This is a genomic window from Prevotella sp. P5-92 (assembly GCF_002251245.1).
Classification (GTDB): domain Bacteria; phylum Bacteroidota; class Bacteroidia; order Bacteroidales; family Bacteroidaceae; genus Prevotella.
The window spans coordinates 26,013-43,922 of sequence record NZ_NPJG01000112.1 but is presented as its reverse complement, the minus strand read 5'-3'; the positions used below and the strand labels follow the sequence as shown (position 1 = coordinate 43,922).

10 protein-coding genes are annotated in these 17,910 nt (G+C 50.7%); 8 read left to right on the top strand and 2 right to left on the bottom strand.

All coding sequences use genetic code 11. From position 1 onward, the window contains the following. Nucleotides 1-138: 138 nt before the first annotated feature. Nucleotides 139-1,023, top strand: a complete 885-nt coding sequence (locus tag CIK99_RS11060; protein WP_094381564.1) for a LytTR family DNA-binding domain-containing protein — start codon at nucleotides 139-141, stop codon at nucleotides 1,021-1,023. Between the two features lie 100 nt (nucleotides 1,024-1,123). Here the strand turns inward: CIK99_RS11060 and CIK99_RS11055 are convergent, their stop codons facing one another. Further along, on the bottom strand, nucleotides 1,124-3,289 hold the full coding sequence (locus CIK99_RS11055) for a TonB-dependent receptor domain-containing protein (protein ID WP_158215974.1): 2,166 nt from the start codon (nucleotides 3,287-3,289) through the stop codon (nucleotides 1,124-1,126). Nucleotides 3,290-3,488: 199 nt separating this feature from the next. On the opposite strand from CIK99_RS11055, the gene CIK99_RS11050 reads away from it, so the two are divergent. From CIK99_RS11050 to CIK99_RS11040, 3 genes are all read left to right on the top strand, one after another. After that, a complete protein-coding gene (locus tag CIK99_RS11050) occupies nucleotides 3,489-4,430 on the top strand; it encodes a LytTR family DNA-binding domain-containing protein (protein ID WP_158215973.1) in 942 nt (313 codons plus the stop codon). 164 nt (nucleotides 4,431-4,594) lie between these two features. Beyond that, on the top strand, nucleotides 4,595-5,377 hold the full coding sequence (locus tag CIK99_RS11045; RefSeq protein WP_094381561.1) for an inositol monophosphatase family protein: 783 nt from the start codon (nucleotides 4,595-4,597) through the stop codon (nucleotides 5,375-5,377). Nucleotides 5,378-5,548: 171 nt separating this feature from the next. Next, nucleotides 5,549-6,889 (top strand): DUF389 domain-containing protein, encoded by a 1,341-nt coding sequence (locus tag CIK99_RS11040; protein WP_094381560.1) that lies wholly within the window; start codon nucleotides 5,549-5,551, stop codon nucleotides 6,887-6,889. Between the two features lie 37 nt (nucleotides 6,890-6,926). Here CIK99_RS11040 and CIK99_RS11035 read toward each other — a convergent pair whose 3' ends face one another. Then, on the bottom strand, nucleotides 6,927-7,814 hold the full coding sequence (locus CIK99_RS11035) for an AraC family transcriptional regulator (RefSeq protein WP_094381559.1): 888 nt from the start codon (nucleotides 7,812-7,814) through the stop codon (nucleotides 6,927-6,929). Between the two features lie 426 nt (nucleotides 7,815-8,240). Here CIK99_RS11035 and rbr point away from each other — a divergent pair, with 426 nt between their 5' ends. From rbr to CIK99_RS11015, 4 genes are all read left to right on the top strand, one after another. Further along, complete coding sequence (gene rbr, locus CIK99_RS11030; RefSeq protein ID WP_094381558.1) at nucleotides 8,241-8,786, top strand: rubrerythrin; 546 nt, start codon at nucleotides 8,241-8,243, stop codon at nucleotides 8,784-8,786. A gap of 511 nt (nucleotides 8,787-9,297) precedes the next feature. Then, the gene (locus CIK99_RS11025) at nucleotides 9,298-12,741 is read left to right on the top strand and encodes a bifunctional proline dehydrogenase/L-glutamate gamma-semialdehyde dehydrogenase (protein WP_173805357.1); all 3,444 of its coding nucleotides are present in this window, start codon (nucleotides 9,298-9,300) and stop codon (nucleotides 12,739-12,741) included. A 93-nt stretch (nucleotides 12,742-12,834) separates the two neighbouring features. Beyond that, nucleotides 12,835-16,047, top strand: coding sequence for a TonB-dependent receptor (locus CIK99_RS11020; protein ID WP_094381557.1), 3,213 nt, complete (start codon nucleotides 12,835-12,837; stop codon nucleotides 16,045-16,047). Nucleotides 16,048-16,135: 88 nt separating this feature from the next. Continuing rightward, nucleotides 16,136-17,884 (top strand): RagB/SusD family nutrient uptake outer membrane protein, encoded by a 1,749-nt coding sequence (locus CIK99_RS11015; protein WP_094381556.1) that lies wholly within the window; start codon nucleotides 16,136-16,138, stop codon nucleotides 17,882-17,884. Nucleotides 17,885-17,910: the final 26 nt, after the last annotated feature.

Genomic DNA, 17,910 nt, shown 5'->3' with positions numbered 1-17,910 from the left:
TTTTGACAAAAAAGACAAGAATATTTGTTAAATGTGACAATTATCTTTGTTTTCTGAACTAAATATTGTACTTTTGCAACAATTTTTCATAAAAGACAACCAAAAATATCCTTTGGGATTATCACCAGATATAAAGTAATGAGAAAAAACATCATCATAGAGCGACTGCAAAGCGCCCTCATAGGCACACTATTCATCGCAGTCTTCCTGCCCTTCGGTCTCAATAATTTTGATGCAATGCGCTGGCCGCTGCTTGCGGGCATAGGCGCCATCATAGCCTTGTCGGTACTGGCCAGCGAACTGATCGTTGAGCATCTCTTCAAGATGCCTAACGACATCTCACGTGGCAGTAAGTTTATCATCAAGCGCAACTTGTTTTTCGAGGCTTTCAATATCGTGCTGCAGGTTCTTCTCGTAATGCTCTTCCTCGACACGTTTGCATGTAACGACATCGTTGACAATCACTTCGGCTGGGCCACGTTTGGCTCGGTGATTGCGGTCAGCATCTACGTCACCATCATCATCCATCTCTATTGGCGCAACGTATATAAGAAGAGGTATCTTATCAAGCAGTTGGAGGAGATGCAGCTGCTGAACGGTATCATGCTGGAACGACAGCGCACCATGACCGAAAAGAAAAACGAGACCGGCGTCGAGGACAAGCCTGCCGACGCTGGACGCATGGTCATCAACGGCACCACAAAGGAGCATCTCGACATCATGCCTTCTCAGTTTATCTATGCCACATCAGAAGGCAACTACCTGCACATACATTACTTACGTGACGGCAAGCATTTCGACATGATGATACGCACAAGCATGAAAAACGCTGTAGAGACCCTCTGTTGTCATGCCAGCATCATGCAGTGTCACCGTGCCTACGTGGTCAATCTTCTCATGGTGGAAAGAATCGAGAGCCGAAACAGTGGCATAGCTCTTATCATGGCTCACTGCGGCGACGTTGTTCTCGTTTCAAAACAATACTCCGCCGAGGTGAAGGAGAAGATACAGAATCCGCAATAGTCCAGACGGACTCTGTATCCTCTGTTGCCGCTTCATGACTGACTCTTCGTCGGCTGTAGTCGCTGTCAGACTCATCATCGCCGAGGGTCGCCAGCTGACATCACAGTCGTTTTATCACGTCTTGTCCTGCTCCCTTACCCTTATACTTGCTTTTTGTGGCGTTGAAGGCATAGCGCACCGACAGTGCCACACGGTGGAGACTGTAGTTGCCACGATCTCTTCCAAAGACGTCACTCTGCTGAAAGGTATAGTTGCCAAGGTCGAGCAATACGTCGTGGCGTGCCGTATTGAATATGTCGGAGCAAGAGAGACGCACCACGAGCGACCTGTCCTTAAGAAACGTTTTCTGCACTGCGGCAGTCAGATTCCAATAGGCCTGCAACAGTCGCACGTTACGGTAGTGTGCCTTGCTGTAGAACTCTGAGTTGAGTTCCAGCTGCCAGCCGTGTTTCAGGCGGAAGGCGTTGTCGCTGTTGTAGATAAGCATTGGCTTGTCATACGACACTTTGCGTTTGCCCGTTGCCTCGCGCGGATCGTCGAGGTTGAACGAGAGCCATTGTTTTTGCACTCCCACGGTGTTGCTCGTTGTCCACACGCCAACATTATGCGAGGCTATAAAGAAGGCACTGAGCACGTCGATAGGACTGTCAAAGTTCACCATGCCTAACATCACTACTCCATTGTCGTCGTAGGGCGTTGTCCAGTCGTAGATAGCGTCTTTGATATGCATGTAGTTGGCGCTGAAGGCAAGCCATTTCCATCGGCCTGAGAGGTCGAGAGAGTGTCTTATCTCGTTTTTCAGCAGCGGGTTACCTGTCTGTAGTGTGTATTTGCTGATATAATAGACCTCGCTTTGCAGCTGGCTGTACATAGGGCGTGTGGTCTTCACTCCGTAGCTCAGCTGCATCTGCAATGCTCCGAGCCTTGTGCCAAACGACAGCGACGGGAAGAAGTCGTCGTGGTTTCTCTTCACCGACTGTTGTGGGTTTGAAAGGTCATCGAAGTCGAAAGCCACATGCTCATATCTCATTCCGAGAGTGAGCATACCTGCCTTGGGTATCATTATGCCATATTCAAAGAAGGCGGCATAGTTCTGCTCGCTCACCTCCGACAGCCTGTCTGAGATGTTTTCCACTCCACTGATACGGTAGTTGTTGTCGCGACACACGGTGGTCAGCTCACCACCTAACGTCAGTTTGCCGTTCCAGAGTGGATAGTCAGCAACGAGCCGGGCGGCAAAGAGGCGGCTTTTGTTCTCTGTCATCGACTCCACCATTCGTGTGCCCGACAGTGCCTGTTCGTTGATATTGTCGTCGTTCTTATCACACTGCGAGTAGTAATCCACGTTGGCGTCGATACCCCATTTGCCTATCTTTCCGTTGTAGTAGGCGTTGGCTTGCAGCGTGTTAGGGTTCTTGTAGTCGTAGTCGCTCACCGACTTCAGGTAGTCTTCCTTCACGCCGTTGCGCAGTATGTCTTCCTCCATGGTGAAGACAAAGTTGTTTTTCAGCCATTTGCCTCTTTCCATCTTCACTCCCACGAAGTTGTCATCGTCTATCTGCCAGTTCACACCAGCGTTGTAGTGTATTCTCGAGAACTTCTCGTCTTCCTGAGTGTCGCCCGTCTGGCGGTGTGTCACTCCTGTGCCGTATGTCGTCTGTTCGAGTATCGTGCGGTTGCCGTCGAGATAGTCGTTTTGGAATGTAGCTCCTCCGAAGAAGTCGAGACCCTCGTGGCGATAGTTCAGGTTGAGGGTGGAGGCAAGGTTGTTGTTGCCCGACTTCAGCGCCTGGTCGTCGCTCACGTCTAAGCGTCCACTGAGTCCCTCTCCCTGTTGTCGGCGGGTCTTTATCCTCACCACGGCATTCACCGAGGCGTCGAATGCTGCTCCAGGACTGTTTATCACCTCCACCTCGCGAATGTCGCGACTCCTCAGTCGTTTCAGTTCTTCCATGTCCTGCACCTTGCGTCCGTTAATATAATAAATAGGTGAACCCTTGCCTATCACCTGTAGCTGTCCGCCCATACGCATCATTCCTGGCACTCGCGACAACATGTCTTCTACCGAACCGGCCGACTCCAATGGCGAACCAACGATACGTGTCACCATAGCTCCGTTTCGCATCTTAGTCCTTGCAGCTGTTGACTTCACCTCAAGCTCCTTCAAGTTGAGCGAGTAATCTACTGTGTCCTTCTTCTCTGTCTGGGCCATGGCTGATTCCACTCCCGTCATTGCGACTATTGCCGCCAAACATAATTTTAACATCGTCATATCTGTTTTCATTATAAAATTTTCTGCTGCAAAGGTATGACTGTTAATTGGATTGTGCAATAGTGTGGGACAGAAGGCCACGAAAATGGGATATTCTGCCTGCCATTCGTCACATATCACTGCCGTTTGTCCCAAAAGCTTGGAAATATGGGATAAAAGGTGTATCTTTGCACCGTAATTCACAACTATGACAATGATGAAAATCAAAATTAAGAATCCTGTGAACATCCGTATCGTTCACGAAAGCGTATATGCAGGCATTTTCGTCATCCTGCTCTTATGGCTCACCATGCCATTCAATGTCGAGACAATCCACGAGAGACGGCCGCTGTTCTTCCTTGCCCAAGGTATTATCACCACGGTGATAAGTATCGCCACTGGCTTATTTGCCGCACACATACTTCACTTTCCCATGGACCCAAGGCTGCCGCTCAACACTGTCCACCGCAACAGCCTCATACAATATTTCATCAATATCCCCACAGTCGCCTTCGTACTCACCGTCTTCGGCGGATTCTTCTTCTGCGACAATCCCATCGAACCGTGGTGGAATGGCGGGCATATCCATCTCGACTATTTCTACCAGTATATCTACTACGTGTCTGCCACCTGCATCTTTCTGTATACAGGTACATACGTACGTAACCGCAACTGGCATCTGCGATTCAAGCTCGAAGAGGTGCGCATCATCAACGCCCTTCTTGAGGAACTACAGAAAAACATTGCCGAGGAAAGCGAGATGGGGAAGCAAAAGGCTGAAGACCGTCAATCTGACAGCGCTCCCCAGTGCCATCTCGTCGGCAATACTGGCAACAGCACGCTGTCTCTTCCGCCTGAAAACATCATCTATGTCGAGTCGATGTCAAACTATGCCGACATCTGCTATATGGAGGACGACGAGGTGCGACACAAGATGCTCCGCATCACACTAAAACAGATTAAGGAATGTATTGCCGACAACAAGTTCATGGTGCAGTGCCACCGCGCTTTCATCGTCAATCTGAACTTTGTAGTCACCATCACCAACCGCAACTCTGGCTACCTCCTCCAGATCTTCGGCACCGACAAGCAGATTCCCGTCTCACGCACTTACACCGCGGCAGTCAAAGAGAGTCTGCAAGTTTCTGCCAAGTAAAAATTATTTTGTAGCATCTTTAATACAAAAATATCAATTGCAATAATATGTAAATTTTATTGCAAAGAATAAGTCATAATCGCAATGTTAAGACACTTTAACGGAATTGCTGTTCTATCTTTTGAATATTATTCTTAACTTTGCACACAAATAAAGTAAAGATAATGTTGATTACAATTGAACAGCTAAAAAGTATCATTCGCGAAGCGTCAGGACTGATGGTCGCCGACGGATTTGATATTGAACAGAAAGGAGGGTGCGAAAACATCGTCACCTCATCTGACGTGGCCGTGCAGAACTTCCTGTGTGAAAGACTCTTGAAGATAATGCCTCAGTCTGGGTTCCTGTGTGAGGAAGAGGACATCAACGACTCACAGCATGAATACACGTGGATAATCGACCCTATAGACGGAACTGCCAACTATAGCCGTGGTATCGACCAATGTGCCATCTGCGTGGGATTGAAACACGGCGACAAGATGGAGATGGGAGTGGTATATATCCCCCGCACCAATGAGATGTTTTATGCCGAGAAAGGCAAGGGCGCATATCTTAACGGCAAGCGTATCCATGTCTCAAGCCGCCCCTTTGCCAATGCTGTGTTGTGTACTGCCCTGCCTGTATATCACAAGGAGTATGCCGAAGTGTGCTCACGGATTATAGTTGAGGCTTTTGGCAAATGCAACGACATACGCCGCTTTGGTGCCTGTGCGCCAGAGCTATGCTATCTTGCAATGGGCAGGTGTGAACTGTATTTCGAATACCTTCTCAGTCCATGGGACTATGCCGCTGCATCACTGATTGTGACAGAGGCAGGAGGAGTCATTACATCATCCGACGGAAGCAACCTGCGACTGACGCAACCCACCGGCGTTATTGCCGCCAACAGCCTCCCCAACCACCAACAGTTGCTTAGCATCGTGAGGAATTCCCAAAACTACAGGTAAATAACATTCCGCCCAAAAGGCATATTTCATCATCGTTAAGACGGGTTTACAATGACTGACAGACGTTATTTTACCCGTCTTAACATGTTTTAACCCTATCATCATCGTCTTTTCTTGCATCTTTCAGCAATATATCGTAACTTTGTCGCTGATAACCCAAAACTGTATATTATGGAACTATACGTGATATTAAGCAAGATAAAGGCACACTTCACGGTGATGCAAGACATGGAAGACGAGAAAGAGATAGTGGCACAAATCACCAGTGGCGTGAGCTTCAGGGGAGCCAACCTCTGGGTGCTTATCTTCGCCATCTTCATAGCGTCGCTCGGACTCAATGTCAACTCCACCGCCGTCATCATCGGCGCCATGCTTATCTCGCCCCTTATGGGACCTATCATCGGCATGGGACTCGCCATAGGCATCAACGACTTCCAACTGCTGCGACGGGCGGCAAAGAATTTTGCCATCGCCACCGTGATAAGCATCCTCACTGCCACGGTTTATTTCCTTATCACTCCGCTCGGCGAGGCACAGTCGGAACTGCTCGCACGCACCTCGCCCACCATCTACGACGTGCTGATAGCCACCTTCGGCGGTGCAGCAGGCATCCTCGCCCTGTGTACCAAGGGAAAGGGCAACGTCATCCCAGGCGTAGCCATTGCCACAGCCCTCATGCCACCACTCTGTACGGCAGGCTTCGGTCTTGCCAGCGGACATCTGCTTTACTTCCTCGGGGCATTCTACCTCTTCTTCATCAACACCGTGTTCATCAGCCTCTCCACTTATCTCGGCGTGCGCCTGATGCGCTTCCACCGCAAGGAGTTCCAGACGGCCAGCGCGGCAAGAAAATCGAGAAGGGCAGTGATGGCAATAGCCATACTCACCATCATTCCATCGCTGTTGATGACCGTGGGCATCGTGCGCCGCAGCATCTCTGACAATAATGTCAACCGTTTCATAAAGACCGAGTTGTCACAGTCTGGCACTCAGGTGATATCAAGCGACTTGGATCGCGACAACCAGATACTGAACATCGTTGCCGTAGGACGAGAGATAAACGACTCCACCATACGTGTGGCACAGAAGAACCTCGTCCACTACAGCCTCGCCGACATCAAGCTCAACATCATACAGGGCGAGAAATCTGACAGCGCCATGCGTCTTGGCAAAAAGCTCTCCCAGATCACCACAAGCCGCGAAGAGGAGAAACAAAAGATGGTGGAGATGTCGGCAAAGCTGTCGGAGACAAGCAACAGGCTTGAACAATATACACAACTCGAGCAACTCACACCCGACGTCATGGCAGAGATGCGCAACCTCTTCCCGCAGGTCAATGCGCTGAGCCTCTCAAAGGTGGCACAGTCAAGACGCGACACCACTGCCACGATGCACTTCGTTGCAGCCATCATCTCCCTCGACCCCAAGGCACGACTCACCCCTGCCGACCGCCAACGCATCCACGACTGGCTGCAAACGAGGGTTAAGGCTGACAGTCTCGTCGTATATTAGTTCACGTCAAGCTCGCGGTGTATTAGCTCGCGGTGTATTAGTTCACGTCAAGCTCGCGGAAGTCGGAGGGCAGATAGCCCGTACGCTTCTTAAACTGCTTGACGAAATACGACGGGTCGTCGTAACCAAGACGGAAAGCAATCTCCTTTATCATCAGATTAGAATAGCGTATCAACCGCTTTGCCTCGAGCATTATGCGCTCGTTGATAAAGGCTAAGGGCGAGGTGTGCGAACACTCGTTGACGCATTTGTTCAACGTGCGTTGTGCCACGTTCAGCCTGTCGGCATATTCCTGCACCGTATGCATACGCATATACTCCTGCTCCACCATACGGCGAAAACGGATAAACAGCAGATGGGCGGGCTTCATGTTGCTCAACGGCAACTCGCCGTCTTGCATGCCGCGCCTCAACACCTTTATCAAGAATATGCGCAGCAATGCCTTCAGATACTCGGCATTGCCAAACTCACCATTGTTCTGCGCCTCCACCTTCATCGCCTCCACTGTACGGCTCAGCACCTCTGCCGTCGCCTCGTCGAGACGATAGTAAGGCACCGTGTCGAAGGTATGAAACACGTTGTATTTCACAAACAGACTGTCGGTGGCGCTCTCGTCTTTCATAAAGTCGGTACACATCTTTATCGTGATGCCACAATAGCCCTCATTATGGTCGAAATGGTGTATCTGACCCGGCGAGAGAAAAAACAACGTGTTTGGCTTTACGTCATATTCCACAAAGTCCACCATGTGCTTGCCCTTGCCTTCCTTAAACCATAGTATCTCGTAGAAGTTGTGGGTATGAGGCGAACAGTCGTCGAAAGTGTCTTCAAGCAGAAAATCGGGCATACTCTCTATTCGGAACCCATTGCCGTCGGGCACCTTACATACCGATATCTGCATATTGTCCATATTTCCAATCATCATATCTCTATACCTTATTATATATATATTAGTTGACGAGTTGATTCTTATCAGTTGACGAGTTGATTCTTATCAGTTGACGAGTTGATACTTTTCAGTTGACAAGTTGAAACTTATCAGTTGACGAGTTGATACTGTCGATGACCGCCGTCGTAGGGTCTTACTTTATGTAAGACCGCCCGCCGCATACCGCCGCAAAACTATCCGCCCGCAAAACTATCCGCCGCATGTATCAACATTACATCCATCTTTCTCTCTTTTTATCTGCAAAAGTAATAATAAAATGGTAATATATGGCATAATGATAGTTAAATTTTAGGCAAGTGCTGAAATTTACCATTCTTTTGCCGTTATTTGTTTTGTAATATTGAAAATACATATTATCTTTGCAGCGGAATTAATAATAATAACTTTTTAAAACTAAACATTATGAAAAAGACAAAGTATTCTGGCACACAGACCGAGAAGAACCTTGAGGCTGCTTTCGCAGGCGAGTCACAGGCACGTAACAAATATACTTATTTCGCATCACGTGCGAAGAAAGACGGTTTTGAACAGATCGCAGCTATCTTCCAGCAGACTGCTGACAACGAGAAAGAACATGCAAAGTTGTGGTACAAAGAACTGCATGACGGCATCGGTACTACAGCAGAAAACCTCCTCGACGCTGCCGAAGGCGAGAACTACGAGTGGACCGACATGTACGAGGGATTTGCAAAGACAGCCGAGGAAGAGGGATTCACCGCTCTGGCCGCTAAATTCCGTCTCGTGGCTGCCATCGAGAAGCGTCACGAAGAGCGCTACCGTGCCCTGCTGAAGAACATCGAGACCGCACAGGTGTTTGAGAAGAGCGAGGTGAAAGTATGGGAGTGCCGCAACTGTGGTCATATCGTTGTGGGCACCAAGGCTCCTGAGATCTGCCCGACATGCGCTCATCCAAAGTCATACTTTGAAGTGCACGTTGACAACTTCTAAACTTATCGCTTTACACATATCGACAAAGACGCCAAAGGCTTACAGCAAGTCAAGGCGTCTTTTTTTTATCTTACACGCTCATTCACAGTCCCCACTCCCAATCTGTAACCCTTTGACCAGTTTTCGCTACATATTCTAAACTATTTGGACATAAAAACGTAATAATTACAACAAAATGATGATTTTTCCTTAAAATAGTTTGCAAAATGTTTGGGACATTAAGAAAAATGTGTTACTTTTGCAGCGAGATTAGTAACAAACATTTAGTAAAAACTATGAAAAGAATGTATTTTGACACGTTTTCGAAGCAGGCTCTCCAAGAGCTGCATAGCTACAGAGCGGTCATGTTTAGCCCGACCATGATTTAAGTGTTTTCTTTTTCTTATTCTTTAAGGGAAGGAAAACCATAATGACGTATTCATATCGACGCATAGCGATGCGCCGTAAGGTTATTGTTATGCGGCAAGAGATTCTCTTAAACAAAAAGAACAACATTTAAATCATATACACAATGAACAAGCCTACTATTAAAGATGTAGAGGATTGGGTAATGACCCTTTACAACACCTGTGAAGAGACTATCACCGATGCTGAACGCAGAGAACAGCACAAGTATGCAACCATGGTACAGCGCCCGGGCGACAAGAAGTTCCTTGTCAAGATGCTCGACGAGTCGTCACAGATTCGCGACGACAAGAAGCTCGCCAAGAGAATAAAGGTACTCATCGACGAGTATGGTGTGCCTAAGTTCCTCAACAAGCGCGACACCTTCCTCTTCAAGATCTACCAGGCTTTCGGCCACTATTTCTACCCCATCGCCATTCCTATCATCAAGAAGCGACTGAGGATGGACACCTCACGCGTCATCATCGACGCTGCACGCCCACATCTCACCAAGCACCTTGCTAAACGCTTCGAACAGAAGATCGGACAGAACGTCAACCTCCTCGGTGAGGTGGTGCTTGGCGACGAAGAGGCCGACAAGCGTTACTATAGCTATCTTGAGGCGCTGAAGGAGCCAGACATCAACTATATCTCGGTGAAGATCTCAGGTATCTACGCACAGACCCACGCACTGAACTACGAGGAGTCGTTCCCCGAACTGGTGCGCCGTATGTCTGAACTCTATCAGGCTGCCATCGACAATCCTTACGTCGATGAAGAAGGCAAGAAGCGTGCGAAATTCATCAACCTCGACATGGAGGAATACAAGGACGCTCACCTCACCATGCGCCTCTTCAAGGAGGTGCTCTCTAAGCCTGAGTTCCTGAAGTATTCTGCCGGTATCGTCGTACAGTCTTACCTGCCCGACGCATGGGGATTCCAGACCGAGCTCATCGAGTTTGCGAAAGAACGCTGCCAGCGTGGCGGTGCACCTATCAAGATGCGTATCGTGAAGGGATGTAACCTCGACATGGAGACCGTCGTCGCTTCGCTGCGCGGATGGGAGAACCCCGTTCGTCCAAGCAAGACCGAAGTGGATGCCAACTACCTGAAGATCATCGAGCGCGGACTGCAGCCCGAGAACTCGCAGTACCTTCACATCGGTATGGCGTCGCACAACCTCTACACCATCTCATACGCTTACCTCCTGACGAAGATGTACAACACACCGAAGGACACCTTCTGTTTCGAGATGCTCGAGGGTATGGCCGACCAGGTATGGCGTGCACAGTCAAAGCTCGGCAACCATGTGATTCTCTATACCCCAGTGGTAAAGGACGAACACTTTCTCAACGCCGTGTCGTACCTCGTTCGCCGTATGGACGAGAACACCGCTCCCGACAACTTCCTCACCCACTCTTTCAACCTCAAGCCCAATACCGAGGCATGGGACTTCCTGAAGAAGCAGTTTGAGGATGCCTACGCCATCAAAGACTCTATTCCTCACGAGCCTCACCGCAAGCAGAACCGCCTCGAGCCTTACAGCCCCGTTCCTCCTATGGACGAGATGAAGAACGAGCCCGACACCGACTTCGACCGTGAGTGCAACCAGGAGTGGCAGCGTCAGATATTCGCCAAGTGGAAGAAGTCTAAGGCCGACAAGCCTTATGTCATCCCCACCCAGATTGGTGCCGAGACTGTCGAGAACGACAGCCGTGCCAAGTATTTCGACCGTTGTCAGGACGACGAGGTACAGGTATGCGAGATGTCGAAGGCTAACGTTAAGCAGATCGAGGAGATCATCAAGATAGCTGCTACCGACCCTGCCGGATGGCGCAACACCACCATCGAACAGCGTCATAAGATAATGTACGATGCAGCCAACCGCCTCGGCAAGATGCGTGGCGACCTCATCGGCTGTATGTGTGCCATAACAGGAAAGACTGTCGTCGAGGGCGACGTGGAGGTGAGCGAGGGTATCGACTACGCCCGTTTCTACACTCCTTCGATGAAGAAGTTCTACGCACTGCCCGATGTTGACATCAAGGCTAAGGGCACCATCTTGGTTATCTCCCCATGGAACTTCCCGTGCGCCATTCCTTGCGGCGGCGTCGTAGCCGCATTGGCTTCGGGCAACACATGTATCCTCAAACCTGCCACCGTGGCTGCTCCCGTAGCATGGCTCTTTGCCAAGGCTTTCTGGGATGCTGGCGTGCCAAAAGAGGCTCTGCAGGTGGTCATCACCGAGCGCGACGCACTGAAGAAGCTCACCACGGCTCCTGAGATCAACCACATCATCCTCACTGGTGGCACCGAGACAGCACAGGCTATCACAAAGGCTAATCCTACCACCCCACTGTCTGCCGAGACTGGTGGCAAGAACGTGATGATCATCACGGCCTCTGCCGACCGCGACCACGCCATCATGAACGCCTGCGCCTCTGCCTTCGGCAATGCAGGACAGAAGTGTTCGGCTTGTTCGCTGCTCCTCGTTGAGCGTTCGGTTTACGAGTCTGAGGAGTTCCGCGTGAAACTCAAGGACTGCGCTACCAGCATGAAGGTCGGTTCAGTATGGAACGCCGGAAATATCGTAGGCCCAATGATTACCAACGAGAACGAGAAGCTCCTCCAGGCTATCAACACCCTCGAACCAGGCGAGTCGTGGCTCGTGGCACCAAGGTTTATCGACAAGAAGAAGTATATCCTTGCGCCGACGGTGAAGATGGGTGTACGTCCAGGCAACTTCTCTTTCCGCACCGAGCTGTTCGGTCCGATGCTCTCCGTTTGTCCGTTCGACACGCTGCAGGAGGCTATCGACCTCGTTAACGGTCTCGACTACGGACTCACCTCAGGCATACAGTCGCTCGACGAGGCTGAGCGCGACCTGTGGAAGAACTCCATCATGGCTGGTAACCTGTATATCAACAGAGGTATCACCGGAGCTATCGTCAATCGTCAGCCTTTCGGCGGCATGAAGCTGTCGGCTTTCGGTGGCGGCATCAAGGCCGGTGGTCCAAACTACTGCGCACAGTTCACTTACATCACCGACAAGAAGGGTTCGAAGACCGACTACCGCAAGAGCTATGCAGAGGCATGGGAGAAGGAGTTCCGCCACGCACGTGACTGGAACAAGTGCCACGGCGAGCAGAACGTGTTCCGCTATCTGCCTGTCAAGGGTGGCATGTGTCTCCGCTTGTTCAAGGACGACAGCAACGAACAGGCACAGATGATCGCCCTCGCCGCAAAGACAGCTGGCACACCGCTCACCATCTCGTTCGACCCGTCAGACGACCGCTCGGCTGCCTTAGGCTCCACTGGTGCACAGCTCAAGAAGCAGTCGTTGGCTGACTTCCTGCTCGAGATGCCAAACTACGAGCGCATCCGCACTTGCTCAGCCGACCTGCCTCGCGAGATGTACGAGCGTGCAGCTGAATGCGACAAGTATATTGCCACGGCTGCCCCTGTCAAGGATGGCCGCGTAGAGCTCATACACTACATCAAGGAACAGAGTATCTCGTTCGAGTACCACCGTTATGGTAGCGGACAGGATCAGGCTCCTGCTGTAGAGTAACGATACACGAAAGGGAGTCAAAGGAGTGGTACTTCCTCTTTTGACTCCCCTTACTTTTACCACACTAAATTAGCAAAAACAGAGAAAGAAAAAATGAGAAGACGATTGTTATTATTATTATCAGTGGCTATGATGGCGCTATCTGCCATAGCCCAAAGACTTAACGTCAAAGGTACCGTGTCTGACGTAAACAAAGAGGCGGTCATTGGCGCTACAGTTTTAATCAAGGGAAGCAACGTGGGTACCAAGACCGACCTCTACGGACAGTTCATACTCCAAGGGGTGAAACCGGGCTCACAACTCGTAGTGTCGTATATCGGCATGAAGACAAAAACCGTCAACGCCGCTGAGTTTGTACAGATTGTATTGGAAAATGACGACCAGGTACTCGACGAGGTAATGGTCGTGGCTTTCGGTGAACAGAAGAAATCTTCGTTCACGGGTTCGGCAGGTGTCATCGACAGCAAGAAACTCGAGACACGACAGGTGACGAACGTCATGGAAGCTCTTCAGGGTAACGTAGCAGGACTACAAGCGTACTCTCATTCCGGTGCACCCGATGCGGCCCCTGAGTTCCGCATACGAGGCATCAGCTCAATCAATGCAGGAAAAGCCCCGCTCATAGTGCTCGACGGCGCTCCTTATGACGGCGACTGGAACAGCATCAACCCTGCCGACGTGGCATCGGTGACAGTGCTCAAGGATGCTGCCTCCAACGCTCTCTATGGCGCACGTGGTGCTAACGGTGTCATCATCGTCACCACAAAGAAGGGCGAGAAGGCTCGTACAAGTATCACGCTCGACGTGAAATTAGGTTCAAGCAGCCGCGCCTCAAAGCGCTACGAGACCATCGACAATCCTGCCCTATACATCGAAACAAATTATAAGGCTCTATATAACAACTACATCAACCAGGGACAGAGCGTAGCCAATGCTCATGCCAATGCCAACAAGACCCTGACAGCATCGTCACAGAACGGCGGTTTGGGTTATCTCCCATACGTAGTGCCCGACGGACAGTACCTCGTCGGCGACAACGGCAAGCTCAACCCCTCTGCCACACTCGGCAACCGTGTGTATAACAACGGACAGGTATATACCATCATGCCCGACGACTGGATCGAGGAGGCTTATCGCAACGCCCTGAGACAGGAATACAACCTCAGCATCAACGGTGGCGGCACCAACGGCACGTTCTACGCCTCGCTCGGATACCTCAATGCCGACGGTATCGCCGTGGGCAGCGACTACGAGCGCTACACCGCACGCATGAAAGCCACATACCAAGCCACCAAATGGCTCAACATCGGCGGTAATGTGAGCTTCGCACGCTCTACTACCAACAATGGCGCCGACGTGAGCGACACCGAGGACTCGGGCAACAACAATATCTATACACAGATCATGTTGATGGGTCCTATCTATCCTGTCTATCTGCGCGACGAAAACGGCAACATCCTTTATAATGAGAATGGTATCGTGGGTGACTACGGCGACGGACAACTCATGGGTTCCAACTATGTACGCCCCTACCTCACCCAGGTGAACGGCATCACCGATGCCAGCATGAACACCAACAAATGGGGCATCACCAACTTCTCGCTCAACGGATTCGCCGACATTGACATCTGGGACGGTCTGAAGGCCACCATCAATGCCAGCCTCTACTCTTACGAAGAGAAATACACCGCCACACAGCAACCTTTCTATGGCTTCGGCCACATGTCTTATCCCAACGGATATGTGTATAAATACAACAGTTCGATATTCACACAGAACTATCAGCAGTTGCTGAAATACAACAAGAAAATCGGCAAGCACAACGTGTCTATCCTCGCCGGTCATGAGAGCTACAAGAGCAACACCGACTATCTCTATGCCGACCGCAAGAATATGTTCTCGTATTGGGACAACCAGGAGCTCAATGGTGCCACCACCTATCTTACCAACGGCGGATACAAGGTGGACTACAACACCGAGGGCTGGATCTTCCGCGGACTGTATGACTACGACGGCAAGTACTTCGGTCAGGTGTCATACCGCCGCGACGCTTCTTCACGCTTCCATCCCGACCACCGTTGGGGTAACTTCTACTCCTTCGGCGGTGCATGGATCATCACCAAGGAGGAATGGATGAAGGACGTGAAGTGGCTCAACGAACTGAAGTTGAAGGCTTCGTTCGGACAGAATGGTAACGACAATATCGGCAACTTCCTCTACACCGACCTCTACGATATCAACAAGGGCGACGGCAACGACATCACCCTCACCCTCTCGTCCATCGGCAACAAGGAGATTACATGGGAGACCATCACCAACATCAACCTCGGTGTGGAATTCCAGATGTTCAAGAGTCGCCTGCGTGGTAGCGTAGAGTATTTCTACCGCAAGACCACCGACATGCTCTCGTGGGTGAAGGTGCCTCTCGAACTCGGTTACTCGGGTTCGTATTATAATGTGGGCGACATGAGCAACAAGGGTGTTGAGATTGAACTCAATGGCGACCCCATCGTGACAAAGAACTTCAGATGGACCATCGGTGCCAACCTCACCGCCTATAAGAACAAGGTACTGAAACTCAACGACAGCAATAAGTTTAACACTCTCGACGGTCATCCAGGCTACACCTCTGGCAGCAACTTCTATGGCGAAGACCTGCCCATGTACACATGGCGCCTGCGCAAGTATGCCGGAGTGAACGACAACGGCGAATCGATGTGGTATAAGCACGACGCCGACGGCAACCTCATCACCACCACCGACCCGACAAGCATCACCCTCGACGAGAACTTCTTCAACTGCGGCACTGCCCTGCCCGACTTCTACGGTGGTTTCAACACTGGTGTGTCGGCATTGGGTTTCGACCTCAACGTGTCGTTTGCATACAGCGTTGGCGGCAAGGTGATGGACTGGACATATATGCAGCTGATGCAGAACCCACAGTCGGGTCTCACCGGTATGGCTATGCACCAAGACCTGCTTGGAGCATGGAGTGCTGACAACACATCGTCGAACATCCCCCGCCTCTGCTACAACGACCAGTATGCCAACTACACCTCCGACCGCTTCCTCACCGACGGCAGTTGGCTCGCGCTGCAGAACATCACCCTCGGCTACAACCTCCCTGCAAAATGGATGAACAGCTTAGGCATCAATGGTATTCGCGTCGCTGTGTCAGGCGAGAACCTCACCTACTGGAGCAAGCGCAAGGGTCTCGATCCACGCATCAACGCCAGCGGTTCTATTTCGGCATCAAAGTATGCACCAGCACGCACGATTACGGGCTCTATTAGCGTTAAGTTCTAATCCCCGCCGATGTGGGGTCTTACTTCATGAAAGACCGCACACTGCAGAAAGAACCAACATATTAAGGTATTAAAACACAAAAGAAATTATGAAGATATTCAATAAGAAAGCAATATATATCCTGCCTCTGGCAGCGGCAATGAGCCTCACAGCATGTATCGACGAGGAGAGTCCTACTCAACAGGCTTCCACCGACCAGGTGGCCAGTTCAAGTACTTCACTCAGCATGCTCGTCAGCGGACTGAAGTCGAAGATGATCTCCTACTGCAACTACTATAGCGACGTCACCTCATGGTATGCCTCACAGGACTGGGGCTACGGTTGCTATATGCTCACCAAGGAGACTATGCTCGACGGATTCCCCACAACGGGTTCGACATGGAACTACCAGACATACTACGAGTCGGCTACACGTCTCACGTCATACACCGCCCCCGTGTATTTCTTCTATTATAACCTTGCTGACCTTGCCAACAAGATTATGAAGTCCACAGAGGGTGCCACATCCGAGACAATGCTCAACTATCGAGGCATAGCCCACACCTATCGCGCACTTGCCTATATGGACCTCGCACTGATGTTTGAGTTCTGGCCCACAGGCAACAGCGATCTCGATACCAAGGCCAAGGACATCATGGGTCTCACGGTGCCCATCGTCACCGAAAGCACCACTGCCGAAGAGGCAAAGAACAATCCCCGTGCCAACTTCCCCACGATGTATCGCTTCATCTACAGCGACCTGAGCAAGGCAAAGGAACTGCTTGCGGGATATGAGCGAACAGAGAAGAACGACGTCAACATCGATGTTGTCAACGGTCTTTTGGCCCGCTTCTGGCTCACCGTTGCCACCCGTTTCCAACGCTATCCTAACGACCTGCCCAAGCAGTTGGAAGCCGAGGGAGCTAACGACGGATATGCCGACCTTGGCATCACGTCGGCAGCAGACTGCTATAAGAAAGCCGAGGACTGCGCCAAGGCTGTCATCAATGCCGGCTACACTCCTATGACCAAGGAACAATGGCACGACGTGAAGTCAGGATTCAACACTGCCAACCAGGCATGGGTGTGGGATATGCGCATCACCTCCACCGAACAGTACTCTTACTACTGGAACTCCATCATGGGTAATGTGGCTTCCGAACCTACATGGGCACTGCCTGCATACGGTGGCGAATACCGCTGCATCAGTGCCGGCCTGTATTCCTACATTCAGGATGGCGACTGGCGCAAGACATCATGGATAGCCCTCGAAGATGCCGGAAGCAAGACCGTACCCGAGAAGTATCAGACTCAGCTCAAGGACGAGACAGCAGCATCGAAGGCGGCTAACACCAACTTCAGTCGCCTGCCTGCCTATGCCAACCTGAAATTCCGTCCTGGTTCGGGCAGTCTCGACGACGAGCAGACTGGTATGCTGGTTGATATTCCGCTTATGCGTGTCGAGGAGATGTACTTCATCGTTATAGAATGTGAATACTACCTTAATGGCAAAATAGCAGGCATGGGCAAGCTCGACAACTTCATGAACAAATACCGCTTCGACGAAGGCAAACGGTACACAGCTTGGAACACCGACAGTTACATAATTGAGCTGATGAGCCAGAAGTATATAGAACTGTGGGGCGAGGGAATAATGTACAACGACTACAAGCGTCTTGGTCTGCCTATCCTCCGCGATTACGAGGGCAGCAACTATGTAGAGCCTTATAACAAGCTCAACCACGAGGCATTCGGATGCGCCCAGTGGCTCAACTTCTATATCCCCGAGGTGGCACGCACATACAACAGCGCACTCTCTGGCAAGATGAACCCGGACCCGACCCTGACGGGGATATAAAGTATTAAAAAATTAAAGAATTAAAG

Bases quoted from the DNA above. Each gene is read 5' to 3' on its own strand.
- CIK99_RS11055 (WP_158215974.1), bottom strand. From the start codon at position 3,289: ATGTTAAAATTATGTTTGGCGGCAATAGTCGCAATGACGGGAGTGGAA.
- CIK99_RS11025 (WP_173805357.1), top strand. From the start codon at position 9,298: ATGAACAAGCCTACTATTAAAGATGTAGAGGATTGGGTAATGACCCTT.
- CIK99_RS11015 (WP_094381556.1), top strand. From the start codon at position 16,136: ATGAAGATATTCAATAAGAAAGCAATATATATCCTGCCTCTGGCAGCG.
- CIK99_RS11045 (WP_094381561.1), top strand. From the start codon at position 4,595: ATGTTGATTACAATTGAACAGCTAAAAAGTATCATTCGCGAAGCGTCA.
- CIK99_RS11035 (WP_094381559.1), bottom strand. From the start codon at position 7,814: ATGATGATTGGAAATATGGACAATATGCAGATATCGGTATGTAAGGTG.
- CIK99_RS11060 (WP_094381564.1), top strand. From the start codon at position 139: ATGAGAAAAAACATCATCATAGAGCGACTGCAAAGCGCCCTCATAGGC.
- CIK99_RS11040 (WP_094381560.1), top strand. From the start codon at position 5,549: ATGGAACTATACGTGATATTAAGCAAGATAAAGGCACACTTCACGGTG.
- CIK99_RS11020 (WP_094381557.1), top strand. From the start codon at position 12,835: ATGAGAAGACGATTGTTATTATTATTATCAGTGGCTATGATGGCGCTA.
- rbr (WP_094381558.1), top strand. From the start codon at position 8,241: ATGAAAAAGACAAAGTATTCTGGCACACAGACCGAGAAGAACCTTGAG.
- CIK99_RS11050 (WP_158215973.1), top strand. From the start codon at position 3,489: ATGATGAAAATCAAAATTAAGAATCCTGTGAACATCCGTATCGTTCAC.